This window comes from Pseudomonas sp. PDM13, assembly GCF_025685765.1.
Lineage (GTDB): Bacteria > Pseudomonadota > Gammaproteobacteria > Pseudomonadales > Pseudomonadaceae > Metapseudomonas > Metapseudomonas solani.
Genome location: NZ_JAOTQU010000004.1, coordinates 24,849 through 42,078 on the forward strand (window position 1 = coordinate 24,849; position 17,230 = coordinate 42,078).

A 17,230-nucleotide genomic window follows, 5' to 3' on the forward strand; every position below is an offset into this window, starting at 1 on the left:
CTGTTCATGATTATTGGGCTCGCATCCAGAAATCTCATGACTGGAATAGAGCAGGTGTCATGCCAAGCTTGATGGTTTTAAAAGTACTTTAAAATCAAAAGCTTACATGCGTGTTTCGGCCGTGTGTCCGTGCACTTTGCAAGGCGCCCGATTTTTCCACATTGCAAATTGCACGGAGCCTTTTCGCCGCTTCGCTTGCAGGCTATCCAGGCGCTCTGGAATGGGCGGCTCAGCGGGTCAATCCAGAGGCAGCTCCGTGGTGCGCTTGACCTCGCTCATGGCGATGTTCGAGTGCGCCTCCAGCACATGCGGCCGCTGCAGCAACTGGTCCCGCAGGAAGCGCTCGTAGCTACCGATATCCCGCGCCACCACCTTCAGCAGGTAATCCGAGCCGCCAGCCATGGTGTAGCACTCCAGCACCTCCGGGTAGCCGACGATGGCTTCCTCGAACTCGGTGAGGTTGTTACGCCCGTGGGCCGAGAGCTTGATGTTGACGAACACGGTGATGGAAAAGCCCAGCAGCTTGGGGTTGAGCAGGGCGACCTTGCGCTCGATTAGCCCGTCTTCCTGCATGCGGTTGATCCGCCGCCAGCAGGGGGACTGCGACAGCTCCACCTTCTCGGCCACCTCGGCGGCGGAGAGGTCGGCGTTGTGTTGCAGCAGGCGGAGGATCTTGCGATCGATAGGGCTCAAAGGGTTCTGCATGAGTCAGTCCGTCATTTTGTTTTTATTGGATCAATCATGCGCAGTATTGGCATTAGAGCCCGAAAATAGAAAGAAAAAAGCAGAACCCTTCAGTCAGATTATTAGGCATGCGTCCCGGGTAGTGATCCTGCCACGGGGCAGAAAGATGGCACTAACCGTAGCCGTCCTTGGTCGCCATAAAAATAAAAGGAGCGCCCGCATGTCTCTGGCCGAGATCCGCCTGGATGACAAATACCGGCTTGCAACCGGTCATCTGTACCTCACCGGCACCCAGGCGCTTACCCGCCTGCCGATGCTGCAGAAGCAACGCGATACGGCCCATGGCCTGAACACCGCCTGCTTCATCTCCGGCTATCGCGGTTCGCCACTCGGCAACCTCGATAAAAGCCTCTGGGAGGCCAAGTCCTTCCTCCAGGAAAACCACATCCACTTCCAGCCGGGCGTCAACGAAGAGCTCGCCGCCACCGCCGTATGGGGCAGCCAGCAGACCAGCTTGTTCCCCGGCGCGCGCTACGACGGCGTGTTCTCCATGTGGTACGGCAAGGGCCCGGGCGTGGACCGCTGCGGCGACGTCTTCAAGCACGGCAACTCCGCCGGCGTCGCGCCCCATGGCGGCGTCCTGCTGCTGGCCGGTGACGACCACGGCTGCAAGTCCTCCAGCATCGCCAACCAGAGCGAGCACGCCTTCATCGCCGCCTCCATCCCGGTGCTCAACCCGGCCAACGTCCAGGAAATCCTCGACTACGGCATCATCGGCTGGGAGCTCTCGCGCTACAGCGGCTGCTGGGTCGCACTCAAGACCATCGCCGAGAACGTCGACTCCTCCGCCGTGGTGGACGTCGACCCCCTGCGCATTGAGGTGAAGATCCCCACCGACTTCGTCCTCCCCGAAGACGGCGTGCACATCCGCTGGCCCGACCCGCCCCTGGCCCAGGAAAAGCGCCTCAACACCTACAAGATCTACGCCGCCCGTGCCTTCGCCCTGGCCAACGACCTCAACCAGGTCAAGCTCGACTCGCCCAACCCGCGCCTCGGCATCATCACCACCGGCAAGTCCTACCTCGACGTGCGCCAGGCCCTGGTGGACCTCGGCCTGGACGACGAACTCTGTGCCAAGGTCGGCCTGCGCGTGCTGAAGATCGGCATGAGCTGGCCGCTGGAACCGGTCTCCGTGCACCAGTTCGCCCAAGGCCTGGACGAAATCCTCGTGGTGGAGGAAAAGCGCAGCATCATCGAAGACCAGCTCACCGGCCAGCTCTACAACTGGCCCGTGGACAAGCGCCCACGCGTGGTCGGCGAGTTCGACGAGGAGGGCAACTCCCTGCTGCCCAACCTCAGCGAGCTGACCCCGGCGATGATCGCCCGCGTCATCGCCAAGCGCCTGGCGCCCATCTACTCCAGCGAGCAGATCGAATCGCGCCTGGCCTTCCTCGCCGCCAAGGAAAAAGCCCTCGCCGAGCCCAAGCACAAGACCGTGCGCACCCCGCACTTCTGCTCCGGCTGCCCGCACAACACCTCCACCAAGCTGCCCGAAGGCAGCCGCGCCCAGGGCGGCATCGGCTGCCACTACATGACCCAGTGGATGGACCGCAACACCGACACCTTCACCCAGATGGGCGGGGAGGGCGCCACCTGGATCGGCCAGGCCCCCTTCACCGACACGCCGCACATCTTCCAGAACCTCGGCGACGGCACCTACTTCCACTCCGGCCAACTGGCCTTGCGCGCGTCCGTGGCCGCCGGCGTCAACATCACCTACAAGATCCTCTACAACGACGCCGTAGCCATGACCGGCGGGCAGCCCATCGACGGCGAACTGCGCGTCGACCAGCTCAGCCAGCAGGTCTTCGCCGAGGGCGTCAAACGCATCGCCCTGGTCACCGACGAGCCGGAGAAATACCCCACCCGCGCCACCTTCGCGCCCATCGTGAGCTTCCACCACCGCCGCGAGCTGGACGCCGTGCAGCGTGAGCTGCGCGAGTTCAAGGGCGTCTCGGTGATCATCTACGACCAGACCTGTGCCACCGAGAAACGCCGCCGCCGCAAGCGCGGCAAGCTGGTGGACCCGGCCAAGCGCGCCTTCATCAACCCCGCCGTATGCGAGGGCTGTGGCGACTGCAGCGTCAAGTCCAACTGCCTCTCCGTACTGCCTCTGGAAACCGAACTGGGGCGCAAGCGGGAGATCGACCAGAACGCCTGCAACAAGGACTTCTCCTGCCTCGAAGGCTTCTGCCCCAGCTTCGTCACCGTTCACGGCGGCGAGCTGCGCAAGCCCGAAGCGGTTGGCAGCGGTGCCCTCTTCACCGTGCTGCCGGAGCCGCGCCAGCCGGGCCTGGACCGCCCCTGGAACATCCTCCTGCCGGGGGTCGGCGGCAGCGGCGTGACCACGGTCGGCGCATTGCTGGGCATGGCCGCGCACATCGAAGGCAAGGGCTGCAGCGTGCTCGACCAGGCCGGCCTGGCGCAGAAGTTCGGCCCGGTCATCACCCACATCCGCATCGCCGCCAAGCAGGACGACATCCACGCCGTGCGCATCGCCGCCGGTGAAACCGACCTGCTGCTCGGCTGCGACCTGGTGGTCGCCGCCAGCGAAGAGGCCCTCGCCAAGCTCAACGAGCGCATCGCCACCGCCGTGGTCAACAGCCACGAGGCCGCCACTGCCGAGTTCACCCGCAATCCGGATGCCCAGGTCCCCGGGCAGGCCATGCAGCAGGCGCTGATCGAGGCCGTCGGCGCGGAGAAAACCCACTTCATCGATGCCACCCGCCTGGCCACACGCCTGCTCGGCGACAGCATCGCCACCAACCTGTTCATGCTCGGCTATGCCTACCAGCGCGGGCTGGTGCCGGTCTCCGCCGAAGCCATCGAGAAGGCCATTCAGCTCAATGGCGTGGCGGTGAAACTCAACTGCGAGGCCTTCCTCTGGGGCCGTCGTGCCGCCCATGACCTGCCCGCCGTGGAGAAGCTCGCCGCACCGGAAGTGGCCCAGGCCAAGCCTTGCGAAACTCTCGACGAGATCATCCGCTTCCGCGTCGACTACCTCACTGCCTACCAGGACGCCGCCTACGCCAAGCGCTACAGCGGCCTGGTGGCGCGCGTGCGCCTGGTCGACAGCAGTGCTGGCCAGGAACTCACCGAAGCCGTCGCCCGTTACTACTTCAAGGTCCTCGCCTACAAGGACGAATACGAAGTGGCGCGGCTCTACAGCGCCGATGATTTCCGCAAGCAGCTCGAGGCCCAGTTCAGTGGCGACTACCGCCTGCAGTTCCACCTGGCGCCGTCCTGGCTGGCCAAGCGTGACCCGAGCACCGGGCAGCCACGCAAACGCAGCTTCGGGCCCTGGATGCTCAAGGCCTTCGGCCTGCTGGCGACCTTCAAATTCCTCCGCGGCAGTGCGCTGGACCCCTTCGGCTACAGCGAAGAACGGCGCCTGGAACGCGAGCTGATCGGCCGCTACGAAGACAACCTCGAAGCCGTGCTCGCCCACCTGCGGGGCGACAACTATCGCGTCGCGGTAGCCCTCGCCGAACTGCCGGAGCAGATCCGTGGCTACGGCCACGTCAAGGAAGCTGGCCTGGCCAAGGCCCGCGAGCACGAGGCGCAACTGCGCGCTCAGCTCCTGGCCACCCAGATCAACGTGGTGCGGCTGTTCGACTCGGCTGCCTGACGCCCTCCCATCACCGGCCTTCCCATGAGGGAGGGCCGGCGTTCACCCAGACAAACGCACACAGAGGTACACCATGTCCGTCTTCTCTCACGTCGAATTCGATGGCCACGAACAGGTCGTCTTCGGTCACGACAAGGCATCCGGCCTCAAGGCCATCATCGCCATCCACAACACCAACCTCGGCCCCGCCCTCGGCGGTTGCCGCATGTGGAACTACGCCAACGACGAACAAGCGCTACGTGACGTGCTGCGCCTGTCCCGTGGCATGACCTACAAGTCCGCCCTCGCCAACCTGCCCCTGGGCGGCGGCAAGGCGGTGATCATCGGCGACCCCCACAATGGCAAGAGCGAAGCGCTGTTCCAGGCCATGGGCGATTTCGTCGACACCCTCGGCGGGCGCTACATCACCGCTGCCGACTCCGGCACCGGCCCGGCGGAAATGCAGATCATGGCCGAGCGCAGCCGCCACGTGGCCGGCGCCAACCAGCGCGAAGCCTTCGACGGCGGCGTGCGCAGCGGCGACCCGTCGCCGTCCACCGCCTATGGCGTATTCATCGGCATCCAGGTAGCGGTCAAGCACCGCCTGCGTCGCGACGACCTCAAGGGCCTGCGCGTCGCCATCCAGGGCGTCGGCCAGGTCGGCTTCCACCTCGCCCGCCTGCTGCGCGACGCCGGTGCCGAACTCTGGGTGACCGACATCGTCGACGCCAACGTGCGCCGCGCCGTCGAACAACTGGGCGCCAAGGCCGTGCTGCAACATGAAATCTATGGGCTCAATGTCGACGTCTTCGCGCCCTGCGCCATGGGCGGCATTATCAACCCGCAGAGCCTGGAAGCGCTGCGCGTGCCGATCATCGCCGGGGGCGCCAACAACCAGCTGGCCGACGCGCAACTGGCCGAGGAGCTCAAGCGCAACGGCTGCCTCTACGCGCCGGACTACGCCATCAACGCCGGCGGCATCATTGATGTCTACTTCGAGCGCAGCGGTGGCAGCGCGGTAGAGCTGAAGGCCCATATCGAAGGCATCGGCAACACCCTGCGGCAGATCTTCACCCGCGCCGACGAGGAAGGCCGCACCACCACCGAGGTCGCCGACCGCCTTGCCGAAGAGCGCTTCGGTCGCGTCTGACCATGCGGCGGGAATGGCGGCCGCAACACGCCGGCCATTCCCGTAAGCGGCGTCAGATATCCAGGTACAGGCTGATCCCGTGGGGCTTGTAGCCCAGGGACTCATAGAAGCGATGGGCCGCCTCGCGGCTCTGCCCGCTGGACAGCACGAGCTTGTAGCACCCCCAGGCACGGCCGCGTTCGGCGGCCTTGTCCATCAGCGCCTGGCCAATGCCCAGGCCGCGCGCGCTCTTGTCCACCACCACGTCCTCGACTATCGCCGAGCGCGCGAAGTTGTGCGCCAGGTGCTCCACCAGGATCACCGTGCAGGTGCCCAGCAGGCGCCCGTCTCGCTCCGCCACCACCACCTCGCGGCCACTCGGCAACTCGCTCAGGCGCAAGGCCAGCAGCGCATGGTCGGGGCGCGATTCGTCCTCACCCAACTGGTGCAGCAGGGCAGCCAGCGCCGGTGCATCCGCCGGGCTGGCGGCGCGCAGGGTAACGGTGGTGAACGGGGAATCGGGCAGGTTCTGCGGGAGCGGCTGGGGCATGACGGAGATCCCTCTGATTTTTGCAGAAGTATGGTGCAGTGCCGTGGCAGTGGCATGACAAAACGCGCAGGCGCCGTTAACATGCCGCCCGTTCCCCGGCGGCCTCTGCCAGGGACGCTGTCTCAGTAGCTCAATTGGATAGAGCATCCCCCTCCTAAGGGGAAGGTTGGTGGTTCGAGCCCACTCTGGGACACCATGAATAACGAAGCCCCGCACAGCTCACGCTGGCGGGGCTTTTTCATTGCGGTCCGCTCAGGCCGGCAGGAGGGCCTGCTCGACCCCATCCATGAACAGGAAGGTGCCTTTCTGCCGCTGGTAGGAGTCGATCAGCGGCACCAGCCGGCGGAAGTGCTCGGTCTGGCAGTGCCGGTCCAGCGCGGCGCGGTCCGGCCATTCCTCGATGAAGATGAAGTGCCCCGGGTCGCGCTGGTCGGTGAACAGGTCGTAGGCGATGCAGTCCGGTTCCTGGCGGGTCTTCTCCACCAGCTCGCGGTACAGCGGCAGCACGCGGTCGATGTGCTCGGGGTGGATGAAGTCCTGGGCGATCACTTTCAGCATCGGGCGCTCCTTGGCCGGTCTTGGGAGGGCGCAGGTTAGCGCCGTCACGCGGCCACCGACAAACGCCAGGGCCGGCCCGCGCTTCACGGGCCGGCCGTTCACTCAGGCGTTGCGGGCCTCGCCGCCGTCATTGGGCAGCGTCAGGTAGATCAGCACCGCCAGCAGGGTGATGAAGAAGCGGAAGGCGTCCGGCACGCCGTTCCACTGCTCCGACATCCACATGCCGAACCATTCCCCGCCCACCGACATGAACGCCACCTGCCAGGTCAGGAAGCCCAGGGTCAGGCCGGCGATGGCCCAGCGCTTGGCCGCGCGGAAGCCGGCGTCGCCGGCCCGCAGTGCACGCAGCAGGTGCAGGCCGCCGAGCCAGCAGAGCAGGGCGGTGGCGGTTTCCAGGGCGATGATGCCCATGTAGCCGGCGTGGTGCAGCCAGGGCGCCTTGATGGCGCGGTACATCAGCTGGTTGCCGGGGAAGGTGGTGTCCATGAGGAACACGTGGTGGACGAAGGCGAAGTTGGTGGCGTAGTCGGTGACGTTGTTGAAGGCCACCAGCGAGGCGAAGAAGGCCATGGCCAGCACCATGACGGCTTTCGAGAGGCGGATCATTGTCATTGCTCGGTTTCCTGAAAGGGCGAACGGCATCGCGCAGGCGTCCGCCCCGCCCACGCAAGCAGCGGGCAGGGGAAGGCCGGGCCGCTCGCGGCGACGGGCTCGGTTCTGAGAGTGTCCTGGGCAAGCCAGGTATTCGGGTGCGCGAGGCGCAGCGTGCGGAAATCGGGACTGGAGGACCTGAGGCCGGCGCCACACCGGGAAGCGTGGCCGCCCGGCTGGATGGAGCCCGCACGGGAAGGAGCGCGGATTCTGGACGCAGGCACCGCTGCGCGTCAATTCACCCCGGCCCCGGCACCACTCGCCGAAAGAACCATTGCCCTGTCGGCCGGTCTTGAGGATGCTGAACGAAATTTTCCAAGGTGCCCGGATGACCTCCGCCCCCGATCCCACGAGCCGCTCCCTGGTACTCGACAACGGCCTCACCGTGCTGCTGCGCCATGTGCCCGGCGCGCGTCAGGCCGCGGCGGTGGTGCGGGTGGCGGCCGGCAGCCACGACGAGCCCGCAGCCTGGCCCGGGCTGGCGCATTTCATCGAGCACTTGCTGTTTCTCGGGGGCCATCGCTACCCGGGCGACCAGCGGCTGATGCCGTTCATCCAGGCCTGCGGTGGGCGTCTCAATGCCAGCACCCAGGCCCACCACACCGACTACTTCTTCGAACTGCCGCCGGCCGCGCTGGACGACGGCCTGTCGCGCCTGCTGGACATGCTCGCCATGCCCCGGCTTGAGGTCGAGGCGCAACTGCGCGAGCGCGAAGTGCTGCAGGCCGAGTACCAGGCGCGCGCCGCCGATGCTTCGACCCTGGCCCAATCCGCCCTGGCTGCGGCGCTGGCGCCGGGGCACCCGCTGGCGGATTTCCATGCCGGCAACCGCGCCAGCCTGGCGGTGGAAGACCCGGTATTCCAGGGCGCGTTGGCGCTGTTCCATCGCAGTCACTACCAGGGCGCGCGCATGCGCCTGGTGCTGCTGGGCCCCCAGCCCCTCGATGAGCTGGCCGAGCTGGCGCGGCGACATGGCGCCCTGTTGCCTGCGGGGGCACCGGCGAGTGAGCGTCAGGCGTCGCCCCTGCTGCCCTTGTTCAGCCACAGCCTGCGCATTTGCCTGCCCGGTGCGCCCCGCTACTGGCTGGCCTTCGCCCTGGAAGGGCAGCCCGCCACGCTGCCCCAGGCGGTGGACCTGTTGCGTGAGCTGCTGCAGGACGAAGCCGATGGCAGCCTGCAGGCCTGGCTTGGCGAGCAGGGGCTGTGCGACGGCTTGCAGCTATCGGTGCCCCATCTCGACCAGGGCCAGGCGTTGCTGGTGCTGGATATCGCCCTGGCCGACGGCCACCTCGACAGCCGTGCCCGCCTGGAAGCGGCGCTGTTCCACTGGCTCGCGGCCCTGCGCGAGCAGGAGCCCTGGCAGGACCTGCTCGCGCGCCACCAGATGCGCACCGGCCATTCCCGACCGGCACCGCTGGAGCAGGCACGCAGCCTGATGGAGCGTGACCCCGGGCAAGCGCCGCTGGACGCGCGCAGCCTGCATCGGCTGCTGGCCCAGTTGGCGCCGCCCCGGCTGGTGCGGTTGTTCGCCAGCGGGGAGCCCTTGCAAGGGCGAGTGGAGGTGGCCGGGTTCCAGCTCGAGTTGGAGGAAGCCGGCATCCCGGCCTGGCCAGCGATCGACGTGCGCTGGCGTTTCGCCGGTGTGCCGGTCTTCAGCCCCTTCGCGGTTCCGGCTGCCCTGGGGGCGCTGGGCGAGATGCCGCTGATCCAGCACCCGGGCGATGCCGAAAGGGCGGCCCTGTTCCTGCGTTGGCGCCTGCCCGCCGGGCTGGCCACGGCGGGTTTCTACCAGGCCCTGCAGCGGGGGCTGCGCTCGACCCAGAGCCGGGCGCAACAGCAAGGCATCCGCCTCGACTTCATCGAGCAGGGGCGGGATTGGCGGCTGGCCCTGCGCGGTGCCGCTGAAATGCTGCCGGCGGTGCTCGATGCGACCTTCAGGGTGCTGCTGGAGCCGCCCCTGGCCGCCTGTGACCAGGGGTTGCGCCTGCACCGGGCCTGGCTCAAGCGCCAGGCCGCCGAACTGCCCATCCGCCAGCTGTTGCAGCACCTGCCGGATGTGCTGGACGCCGCCGTGTCTCGCACCGAGGTGGCCCGGGCGGTAACGCCCGCCCGCCTGGCCGGGCACTGGGCCCATGCCGCCTGGGATGTGATGGCCGTCGGCTTCGACGCCGGGCAGCGGGAGCTCCTGCATGGCCTGCTGCGGCGGTTGCCGGGCCAGCGGCTCCCTCGCGATCACGCCCCGGCGGTGCTGGCGCCCAGCTACCGCTGGCATCGCCCGGACGCGGTGGAGGGCGAGGCCGCGCTGCTGCTGTTCTGCCCGCTGCCGGACCGGCACGCCCTCACCGAAGCCAGCTGGCAATGGCTGGCCCGCTGCCTGGAGGCGGACTTCTACCAGCGTCTGCGCAGTGAGCTGCAACTGGGTTACGCGGTGTTCTCCGGCTTCCGCCTGATCAATGGCCAGGCCGGTCTGCTGTTCGGGGTGCAATCGCCCAGCGCCACGGTAGCGCAGGTGCTTGGGCATATCGAAACCTTCCTTGCCGGCCTGGACGAGGCCCTGGGCGATGGCGAAGCCGCGCGCCAGGCCCTGCTGGCACAATTGCGCGAGGGGGGCGAGGACGACGCCGAGCGTGCCTGGAACCTGCATCTGGCTGGCCACTCCCCCGATTGGCCGCGCCGTGTCGCCGATTCCCTCGAACACGCCACCCGCGATGACCTGCTGGCCGCCCTGCAGGCCCTGCAACAGGGCCGCGGCGGCTGGCTGGTGCTGGCCAACGACGAGCGCCCCGGCTCGCGCTGGCACTGACGCCTACTCCCTTCGCGCCTCCGCCACACCCCCCTCATCCCCTACCAAGGCAGCGGTACGACCCCCTCCCCAGGTCGTGCCGACGGCATCGTCCGCCCGTTGCGACTTGCGCGCCGCTACCCTCGGCGAGGCGGCCCGGGTCTTTTCGCCAGGGCCGTACAGGGCGCGCCAAAGCACCGCTGAAATGGTGCCAAGGCCGCATATGGCGGGTGTTCTAGCGTTTCGATAATCGCCTCCGTCACGGCTCGAGCGAGTCGTCCCACCCAGCGGAGAGCGCCATGTACAACAACAAGAACGTCACCATCGGATTCCTGCCCCTCGCCCTCACCACCGGCCTGGCCCTGGCTGCCATGGAACAGGCCAAGGCCGAGATCGTCCTCTACGACAAGGACGACACCACCTTCTCCACCGACGGCTACGTCAACGCCTTCTACGTCAACAGCGACGTCGACCGCGACGGCGAACAGTTCGACCGCCGCCAGTCGCGGGTGAAGATGGGCTTCCTGCCCAACTGGATCGGCTTCAACATGGGCAAGCAGGTGGATGACCTCAAGCTCGGCGCCCGCGCCTCCTTCTGGGTGACCATCAACGACAGCGAAACCAACGGCACCGACACCGCCATCGACGTCCGCCAGTTCTACGGCACCGTTGGCAGCGACTGGGGTGAGGTGCTGGTGGGCAAGGACTTCGGCCTGTTCGCCCGCTCCAACATCCTCCTCGACGAAATGCTCGCCGGGTACGGCCAGGTCAGCGACACCCTGGGCCTGGTGGATGGCGGCGGCGTCTCCTTCGGCAACATCGGCAGCGGCTACCCCTATCCGTTTCCCACCTCGCAGATCACCTACCGCAGCCCCAAGAGCGACGGACTGCGCCTGGCCGTGGGCATCATGGACCCGGTGGACACCAACGACGACAGCCCCACCGGCAAGGCCTACCAGGAGAACCCGCGCTTCGAATCCGAGCTCACCTACGAGTTCGAACTGGGCGGCGCGCAGATCTACTCCTGGGTCAACGGCGGCTACCAGACGTCCGACAACACCGACCCGGCCGTGGACAGCGTCACCTCCAAGGGCCTGGGCTATGGCGTGCAGGCGAAGATGGGCGACTTCTCGTTGGTGGGCTCCGGCTTCCAGGCCAAGGGCATCAACCCCTTCTTCACCAACAACGCCGGCGAGGCGACCCTGCGTGAAGTGGACAGCGACGGCTACCTGCTGCAGGGCTCCTACCGCTTCGGCAAGAACCGCCTGGCGCTCTCCTACGGCAAGACCAAGGATGACGGCAACGGCGCGGTGAACACCGGCGCCGACTACGAAACCCGCGGTATCGCCCTGTTCCACGACGTCAACGACAACCTCAAGCTGGTCGCCGAATACAACCAGTTCGAAATCGACGGCCACGCCGGCTCCGCGCAGAACGAAGACACCGACACCGTCGCCCTCGGCCTGGTGCTCAACTGGTAAGGCTCCACCCTGCAATGCTCCCTTGTGTTTTGGCGGGATGGCGCATGCCTCCCGCCTTTTTTGCGTTCTATGGGGAGTGGTTTCGCGAATGAATTCGCTCCTGTCCTGGCGGGCGACTGAAGTCGCCCCTACAAAGCGTCATGCCACCGATGGGCGCGACCGCTGCGTAGATGGAGGTCGCTTTTTACCTCCATCAGGCGGAGCCGGGCCGTGGCATATCGTGATGCCTGATGCCCCCGTCGAAGGCGCCCATCCTGCGAAGAACTCGCAGCCCCGCGTAGGGTGTGCCGCGCGCACCTCGAAGATCACGCGCACACCCATCCAGAACCGAATGAGCGCAGCTGGGGCCGCTCCACGAGCGCAATCGTCAGTGCCGCCTCATCCCTTCGAACGAGCCCGTCGCTACCCAAGAAGGATGGGGCGGCCCCGGGGCGCTCCGTAGAATCCACAGCATCTGCAGGCCCATTCGCGAGAGGCGCCCCATGCAACAGCACCAGGACGAGGGCGTGGTCACCGCCATGTCCAGCGCCACCGAGGCCGAAGCCGTGGCCCAGGACCTGGCGCGCCAGCTGATCCACCCGCACCTGGGCTTCGTGCTGTTCTTCTGCTCGGCGGAGTACGACCTGCCGGCCCTGGGCGCGGCGCTGGAGCAGTACTTCGGCGGCATCGAACTGGTGGGCTGCACCAGCGCCGGCGAAATCACCCCCAACGGCTACGGGCGCGGCTGCGTCAGCGCGGTGGGCTTCGACTACCGCAGCTTCTCCATCGGCAGCGCGCTGATCGACGAAATGGAGCGCTTCAGCCTGATCGACGCCCAGCAGTTGGTGGAGCGCCTGGTCAGCGACTGCCGCAGCAACTCCCTGGCGCCGATCAAGGACCACAGCTTCGCCCTGACCCTGCTCGACGGCCTCTCCAGTCGCGAGGAAGTGGTGCTCGCCGCCCTCAGCGCGGCCTTCGGCAGCATTCCGCATTTCGGCGGCTCGGCCGGCGACGACAACCACCTCACCCACACCCACGTCTACCACGGCGGCCAGTTCCACACCGGTGCGGCGGTGGTGGTGCTGGTCAACACCCAGCTGGATTTCGAAGTCTTCAGCACCCACCACATCCTGCCCAGCGACGAGAAGCTGGTGGTCACCCGCGCCGACAGCGCCAGCCGCCGCGTCTTCGAACTCAACGCCGAGCCCGCCGCCCAGGAATACGCCCAGTGGATCGGCGTGCCGCTGGCGGCACTGGACCACCGCCTGTTCGCCGCCCACCCACTGGCGGTGCGGGTCAACGACCAGTACTACGTGCGCTCCATCCAGCGGGTCAACGACGACCTCAGCCTCAGCTTCTACTGTGCCGTGGAGAACGGCATCGTCCTCACCGGCATGCGCCCGGGGCCGCTGCTGCCCAACCTCCAGGCCCTGTTCCAGCGCCTGGAGCAACGCCTCGGCCCGCCGCTGCTCACCATCGGCTGCGACTGCTTCCTGCGCCGCCTGGAGATCGAGAGCGACGGCGGCGTCGAGCAGACCGGCGAATTCCTCCGTCGCCAGCGCGTCATCGGTTTCAACACCTACGGGGAACAGTTCAATGGCATGCACATCAACCAGACCTTCACCGGTGTCGCCATCGGACGCCGCCCCGGCGATGCAGGCCGCTGACCAGGAGGCGCGCATCGCCCAGCTGGAGAGCGATAACCACAAGCTGCGGCGCATCAACGCCGCGCTGATCGAACGGGTCGAATCCAGCGCCGCCCGCCGCGACGACGCCTACGCCGCCTTCCAGCACTCGGTGGTGCTGGCCGAGCAGGTACGCGAACGCACCGATGCACTGAACCAGGCGATGTCCGAACTCAAGGCCAGCAACCAGCTGCTCAGCGACGCCCGGCTGCGCGCCGAGACGGCCCACCAGCACCTGGTGGACGCCATCGAAAGCATCTCCGACGCCTTCGTGCTGTTCGACAAGGAGCAGCGCATCGTCCTGTTCAACAGCCGCTTCAAATCTTTCTGGGCCCACAGCCGCGCGCGCATCATCAGCGGCACCCGGCTCTCGGAGATCAAGCGCCTGGCCGAAAGCACCGGGCTGATCGTCGAAGAACAGCGCAGCAGCGACAACGAGCACAGCCTCTACCGCCTGCAGGACGGGCGCTGGGTGCAGGTCAGCGAGCGGCCCACCCGCGAGGGCGGGCTGGTGATCCTCTACACCGACATCACCGAGCTCAAGGTCAGCGAGACCATGCGCCGCGAACAGGCCCTGGCGCAGAAATCGCGGCTGCTGCAGCGCGCCGTGGACAACCTCTCCCAGGGCATGGCCATGGTCGGCGCCGAAGGCACCCTGGAGCTGTGGAACCACCGCTTCCTCGAACTCTGCGGCCTGGCGCCGATCCAGGCCCACCGGCCCTTCGCCGAGGTCATGGCCGACAGCGAGCTGGCGCTGCTCACTCCACAGACCCGCGACGCCAACGGCCGCCCGGTGCGCGAGCTGGAGCAGCGCCTGTTCGACGGCCGCATGCTGGAGGTGCGCACCCACGCGCTGCCCACCGGCGGCTTCGTCAACACCTTCACCGACATCACCGAGCGCTACCGCCACGCCGAGGCCCTGGCCGAGAGCGAACGCTGGATCCGCCTGATCACCGACCACGTGCCGGCGCTGATCGCCTACCTCAACGCCGAGCTGGTCTACGAGTTCACCAACAAGGTCTACGAGGAGTGGTACCGCTGGTCCCGTGGCGGCATGCTCGGCCAGCGCCTGCGCGAGGTGCACAGCGAGGAGCACTGGCGGCGCCTGGAGCCCTATGTGGAACGGGCGCTGTCCGGCGAGAGCGTCACCTTCGAGGTGGCCGAAACCAACCTCAACGGCCAGGAGCGCTACATGCTGCGCTCCTACGTGCCCAACCGCCTGGCCAATGGCGAGGTGGTGGGCATCTTCGTGCTGATCCGCGACATCACCGAGCGCCGCCGCACGGCCGAAGCCCTGCACCTGGCCTACCAGAACCTGGAGCAGCGGGTGCGCGAACGCACCGCCGAGCTCACCCAGCTCAACGACCAGCTGCTGCGCGAGATCGGCGAGCGCAGCCAGGTGGAACTGCGCCTGCGCGAAGCCAAGCGCGAGGCCGAGCAGGCCAACCTGTCGAAAACCAAGTTCCTCGCCGCCGTTAGCCACGACCTGCTGCAACCGCTCAACGCCGCGCGGCTGTTCACCAGTGCGTTGCAAGAGCAGCGCGAGCAGGCGGTGAGCACGGCGCTGGTGCGCAACATCAGCAACTCGCTGGATGACGTGGAAAGCCTGCTGGGCACCCTGGTGGACATCTCCAAGCTCGACGCCGGGGTGATCAAGCCCGACATCGCGCCCTTCGCCGTCAGCGAACTGCTCGACAACCTCGCCGTGGAGTTCCGCCAGGCAGCGGCCAGCGAAGGGCTCAGCCTGCATTTCGTGCCCAGCTCGGCGCTGGTGCGCAGCGACATCCAATTGCTGGCGCGCATCCTCCGCAACCTGCTCAGCAACGCCATCCGCTACACCCCCAGTGGTCGCGTGCTGCTGGGCTGTCGGCGGCACCGGCAGAGCCTGTCCATCGAGGTCTGGGACAGCGGCATCGGCATCGCCGACGACAAGCTCAAGGAGATCTTCCAGGAGTTCAAACGCGGCGACTCGCAGCGGCCCAAGCAGGATCGCGGGCTGGGCCTGGGGCTGGCCATCGTCGACAAGATCGCCGGCATGCTCGGCCACCGCATCCAGGTGCGCTCGCGCCTCGGCCATGGCTCGCGCTTCAGCATCGAGGTGCCCCTGGCCAAGCGCGCGCCCCGGGCACGGGTGGAGCCCAGCGCGCCGGAGCTGCTGGTGGAGCGCCTGCGCGGCTCGCGGGTGTGGGTGCTGGATAACGACGCAGCCATCTGCGCCGGCATGCGCACCTTGCTCGAAGGCTGGGGCTGCCAGGTGGTGACCGCGCTCTCGGAAGAAGACCTGGCCCGCCAGGTGGACAACTACCACGCCGACGCCGACCTGCTGATCGCCGACTACCACCTCGACAACGGCCACAACGGCGTCGACGCCGTCGCCAGCATCAACGCCCGCCGCGGCACCGCCTTGCCCGCCCTGATGATCACCGCCAACTACAGCAACGAACTGCGCCAGCAGATGCGCGAGCTCGGCCACACCCTGATGCACAAACCCGTCCGCCCGATGAAGCTCAAGGCCGCGATGAACCACCTGATCGAACGGGGTGGGTGAGTCGAGGCGGGGGAGGTGTTTGCTTCGCGGGTTGCACCCGCCCTACGGGCTGCCAGCCACCGGGAAGTCCGGGGCATGCGGGTGGAGGTCGCTTTTTACCGCCACCGGGCGGAGTACCCGTCTACCCGCGAAGCAGGGATGTCGCGTTAGCGTCGACAGCCCTCAACGCCGCAGGTACGCCGCGAAATCGATATCCCCGGCGCAGAGGATTGCCTGCACGCGGTTGTGCACGTTGAGCTTGCGCAGGATGGCGGAGACGTGGGCCTTGACCGTGGTTTCGGCGATGTCGAGGTTGTAGGCGATCTGCTTGTTCGACTCGCCCTTGGTCATGCGTTCCAGCACCAGCAGCTGCTTGCGGGTCAGCGCCTGGAGCAGTTCCGGGGGGATGCCGTGTTCGTCCTGGTGGCTGCGCCGGGGCGAGCTCTTCTGGGTGCGGATGATGTCCGAGGGCAGGTAGACGTTGCCGTTGAGGATCTGCTCGATGGCGTCGGTCATCTGTGCGCGCGGCGAGGACTTGGTGATGAAGCCCACCGCGCCGTAGGTGATGGCCTGCAGCACGATCTGCTTGTCCTGCTCGGCGGAGACGATCACCACGGGGATGGTCGGCGCCTCGTTGCGCAGGTTGATCAGGCCATTGAGGCCGTGCATGCCGGGCATATTCAGGTCGAGCAGGATAAGGTCGAGGTCGTCGTGTTCCTGGGTCAGGCCCAGGGCGCTGTCGAGGTCGGCGGTCTCCATCACTTCGCTGTCGGGGAAGCCGTCGCTGATGACGTTGTGGATGGCCTCGCGGAACAGCGGGTGATCGTCGGCGATCAGGATCTTGTACATGGCCATTCACCTCATTGTTCTGATTATGGCGGGGCTGTCGGGCACGGCTTCAGGGCAGGGGCACGGGCTCGGCGGGTTGCAGCGGCAGGCCGGCCTGTTCCCAGGCGTCGATGCCGTCACGGTACCAGTAGAGATTGCGGTAGCCCAGTGCATGGGCGCGGCGTTGCGCGTTCCAGCTCAACCAGCAGTCGGAACGGCAGTAGAACACCAGCGGCCACTGCAGGTCGCCCTGGCTGGCCTTCTTCAGGTTGTCGGCAAAGTAGGCCTGCCAGCGCGCGTCCAGCGTGCCGGTGCCGGTGTTGGCCAGCCACAGGCTGCCGGGCAGGTTGGCGTGGGGTTCATCGGCGATGAAGCGGCCTTCGAGGAACTGCCGGCGGTAGACGTCGATCAGCGCTGTGCGCGGGTCGCGCTGCAGCAGCTGGCGCAGGCCGGTGGTGTCCAGGGTGCGGGCGTGGTCGGCCTCGGCCGGGGTGGGGCTGCGGTAGCGGTCGGTGCGGTAGCCGTCGGCGGAGAATAGCGACGGCTCGGCGTCGGCATGGGCGGCGGCCGAAAACAGGAGGGGCAGGCACAGCAGTGACGCGATGAGGACTCGCATGGCAGGCATCTCTTTATTCTTATGCCCTGCATTACAAGCCAGCCGCGTGGCTTTGGAAATCCTACGTTGGAGAGGAAAACCAGTACCAAAGTA

12 protein-coding genes and 1 tRNA gene are annotated in these 17,230 nt (G+C 67.1%); 7 read left to right on the forward strand and 6 right to left on the reverse strand.

Going from position 1 to position 17,230, the window contains the following annotated elements; genetic code table 11:
- Positions 1 to 237: 237 nt before the first annotated feature.
- Positions 238 to 705, reverse strand: a complete 468-nt coding sequence (locus OEJ36_RS05555; protein ID WP_184487916.1) for an Lrp/AsnC family transcriptional regulator — start codon at positions 703 to 705, stop codon at positions 238 to 240.
- A 199-nt stretch (positions 706 to 904) separates the two neighbouring features.
- Between OEJ36_RS05555 and OEJ36_RS05560 the strand changes: the two genes are divergently transcribed.
- Together OEJ36_RS05560 and OEJ36_RS05565 are read left to right on the forward strand one after the other, a co-directional pair.
- Positions 905 to 4,372, forward strand: a complete 3,468-nt coding sequence (locus OEJ36_RS05560) for an indolepyruvate ferredoxin oxidoreductase family protein (protein WP_263400682.1) — start codon at positions 905 to 907, stop codon at positions 4,370 to 4,372.
- 73 nt (positions 4,373 to 4,445) lie between these two features.
- Positions 4,446 to 5,501 carry a Glu/Leu/Phe/Val family dehydrogenase gene (locus OEJ36_RS05565; RefSeq protein ID WP_263400683.1) on the forward strand — a complete coding sequence of 352 codons (1,056 nt, stop codon included), beginning with the start codon at positions 4,446 to 4,448 and terminating at the stop codon, positions 5,499 to 5,501.
- 52 nt (positions 5,502 to 5,553) lie between these two features.
- Here OEJ36_RS05565 and OEJ36_RS05570 read toward each other — a convergent pair whose 3' ends face one another.
- Positions 5,554 to 6,030: a GNAT family N-acetyltransferase gene (locus tag OEJ36_RS05570; protein ID WP_263400684.1), complete on the reverse strand. Its 477-nt coding sequence runs from the start codon at positions 6,028 to 6,030 to the stop codon at positions 5,554 to 5,556.
- A 119-nt stretch (positions 6,031 to 6,149) separates the two neighbouring features.
- Here OEJ36_RS05570 and OEJ36_RS05575 point away from each other — a divergent pair.
- A tRNA-Arg gene (locus OEJ36_RS05575) sits at positions 6,150 to 6,226 on the forward strand.
- Positions 6,227 to 6,282: 56 nt separating this feature from the next.
- Here the strand turns inward: OEJ36_RS05575 and OEJ36_RS05580 are convergent.
- On the reverse strand, positions 6,283 to 6,588 hold the full coding sequence (locus OEJ36_RS05580; RefSeq protein ID WP_263400685.1) for a putative quinol monooxygenase: 306 nt from the start codon (positions 6,586 to 6,588) through the stop codon (positions 6,283 to 6,285).
- A 102-nt stretch (positions 6,589 to 6,690) separates the two neighbouring features.
- Positions 6,691 to 7,200 (reverse strand): DUF2165 family protein, encoded by a 510-nt coding sequence (locus OEJ36_RS05585; protein WP_263400686.1) that lies wholly within the window; start codon positions 7,198 to 7,200, stop codon positions 6,691 to 6,693.
- Between the two features lie 367 nt (positions 7,201 to 7,567).
- On the opposite strand from OEJ36_RS05585, the gene pqqF reads away from it, so the two are divergent.
- From pqqF to nahK, 4 genes are all read left to right on the forward strand, one after another.
- Complete coding sequence (pqqF, locus tag OEJ36_RS05590; protein WP_263400687.1) at positions 7,568 to 10,042, forward strand: pyrroloquinoline quinone biosynthesis protein PqqF; 2,475 nt, start codon at positions 7,568 to 7,570, stop codon at positions 10,040 to 10,042.
- A gap of 278 nt (positions 10,043 to 10,320) precedes the next feature.
- On the forward strand, positions 10,321 to 11,502 hold the full coding sequence (locus OEJ36_RS05595) for a porin (RefSeq protein WP_263400688.1): 1,182 nt from the start codon (positions 10,321 to 10,323) through the stop codon (positions 11,500 to 11,502).
- 482 nt (positions 11,503 to 11,984) lie between these two features.
- On the forward strand, positions 11,985 to 13,148 hold the full coding sequence (nosP, locus tag OEJ36_RS05600; RefSeq protein WP_021218527.1) for a nitric oxide-sensing protein NosP: 1,164 nt from the start codon (positions 11,985 to 11,987) through the stop codon (positions 13,146 to 13,148).
- Entirely contained in the window at positions 13,078 to 15,714 is a 2,637-nt protein-coding gene (gene nahK, locus OEJ36_RS05605) for a hybrid sensor histidine kinase/response regulator NahK/ErcS' (RefSeq protein WP_263400689.1), read from the forward strand. The genes nosP and nahK overlap by 71 nt, the downstream gene beginning before the upstream one ends.
- A 162-nt stretch (positions 15,715 to 15,876) precedes the next feature.
- On the opposite strand, the gene agmR is transcribed toward nahK, so the two are convergent.
- Positions 15,877 to 16,542 carry a response regulator AgmR gene (gene agmR, locus OEJ36_RS05610; protein ID WP_263400690.1) on the reverse strand — a complete coding sequence of 222 codons (666 nt, stop codon included), beginning with the start codon at positions 16,540 to 16,542 and terminating at the stop codon, positions 15,877 to 15,879.
- 49 nt (positions 16,543 to 16,591) lie between these two features.
- Positions 16,592 to 17,137: a PQQ-dependent catabolism-associated CXXCW motif protein gene (locus OEJ36_RS05615; protein ID WP_263400691.1), complete on the reverse strand. Its 546-nt coding sequence runs from the start codon at positions 17,135 to 17,137 to the stop codon at positions 16,592 to 16,594.
- Between the last annotated feature and the right edge of the window lie 93 nt (positions 17,138 to 17,230).

Coding starts and splice junctions, on each gene's coding strand:
- OEJ36_RS05555 (WP_184487916.1), bottom strand. CDS start 705: ATGCAGAACCCTTTGAGCCCTATCGATCGCAAGATCCTCCGCCTGCTG.
- OEJ36_RS05560 (WP_263400682.1), top strand. CDS start 905: ATGTCTCTGGCCGAGATCCGCCTGGATGACAAATACCGGCTTGCAACC.
- OEJ36_RS05565 (WP_263400683.1), top strand. CDS start 4,446: ATGTCCGTCTTCTCTCACGTCGAATTCGATGGCCACGAACAGGTCGTC.
- OEJ36_RS05570 (WP_263400684.1), bottom strand. CDS start 6,030: ATGCCCCAGCCGCTCCCGCAGAACCTGCCCGATTCCCCGTTCACCACC.
- OEJ36_RS05580 (WP_263400685.1), bottom strand. CDS start 6,588: ATGCTGAAAGTGATCGCCCAGGACTTCATCCACCCCGAGCACATCGAC.
- OEJ36_RS05585 (WP_263400686.1), bottom strand. CDS start 7,200: ATGACAATGATCCGCCTCTCGAAAGCCGTCATGGTGCTGGCCATGGCC.
- pqqF (WP_263400687.1), top strand. CDS start 7,568: ATGACCTCCGCCCCCGATCCCACGAGCCGCTCCCTGGTACTCGACAAC.
- OEJ36_RS05595 (WP_263400688.1), top strand. CDS start 10,321: ATGTACAACAACAAGAACGTCACCATCGGATTCCTGCCCCTCGCCCTC.
- nosP (WP_021218527.1), top strand. CDS start 11,985: ATGCAACAGCACCAGGACGAGGGCGTGGTCACCGCCATGTCCAGCGCC.
- nahK (WP_263400689.1), top strand. CDS start 13,078: ATGGCATGCACATCAACCAGACCTTCACCGGTGTCGCCATCGGACGCC.
- agmR (WP_263400690.1), bottom strand. CDS start 16,542: ATGTACAAGATCCTGATCGCCGACGATCACCCGCTGTTCCGCGAGGCC.
- OEJ36_RS05615 (WP_263400691.1), bottom strand. CDS start 17,137: ATGCGAGTCCTCATCGCGTCACTGCTGTGCCTGCCCCTCCTGTTTTCG.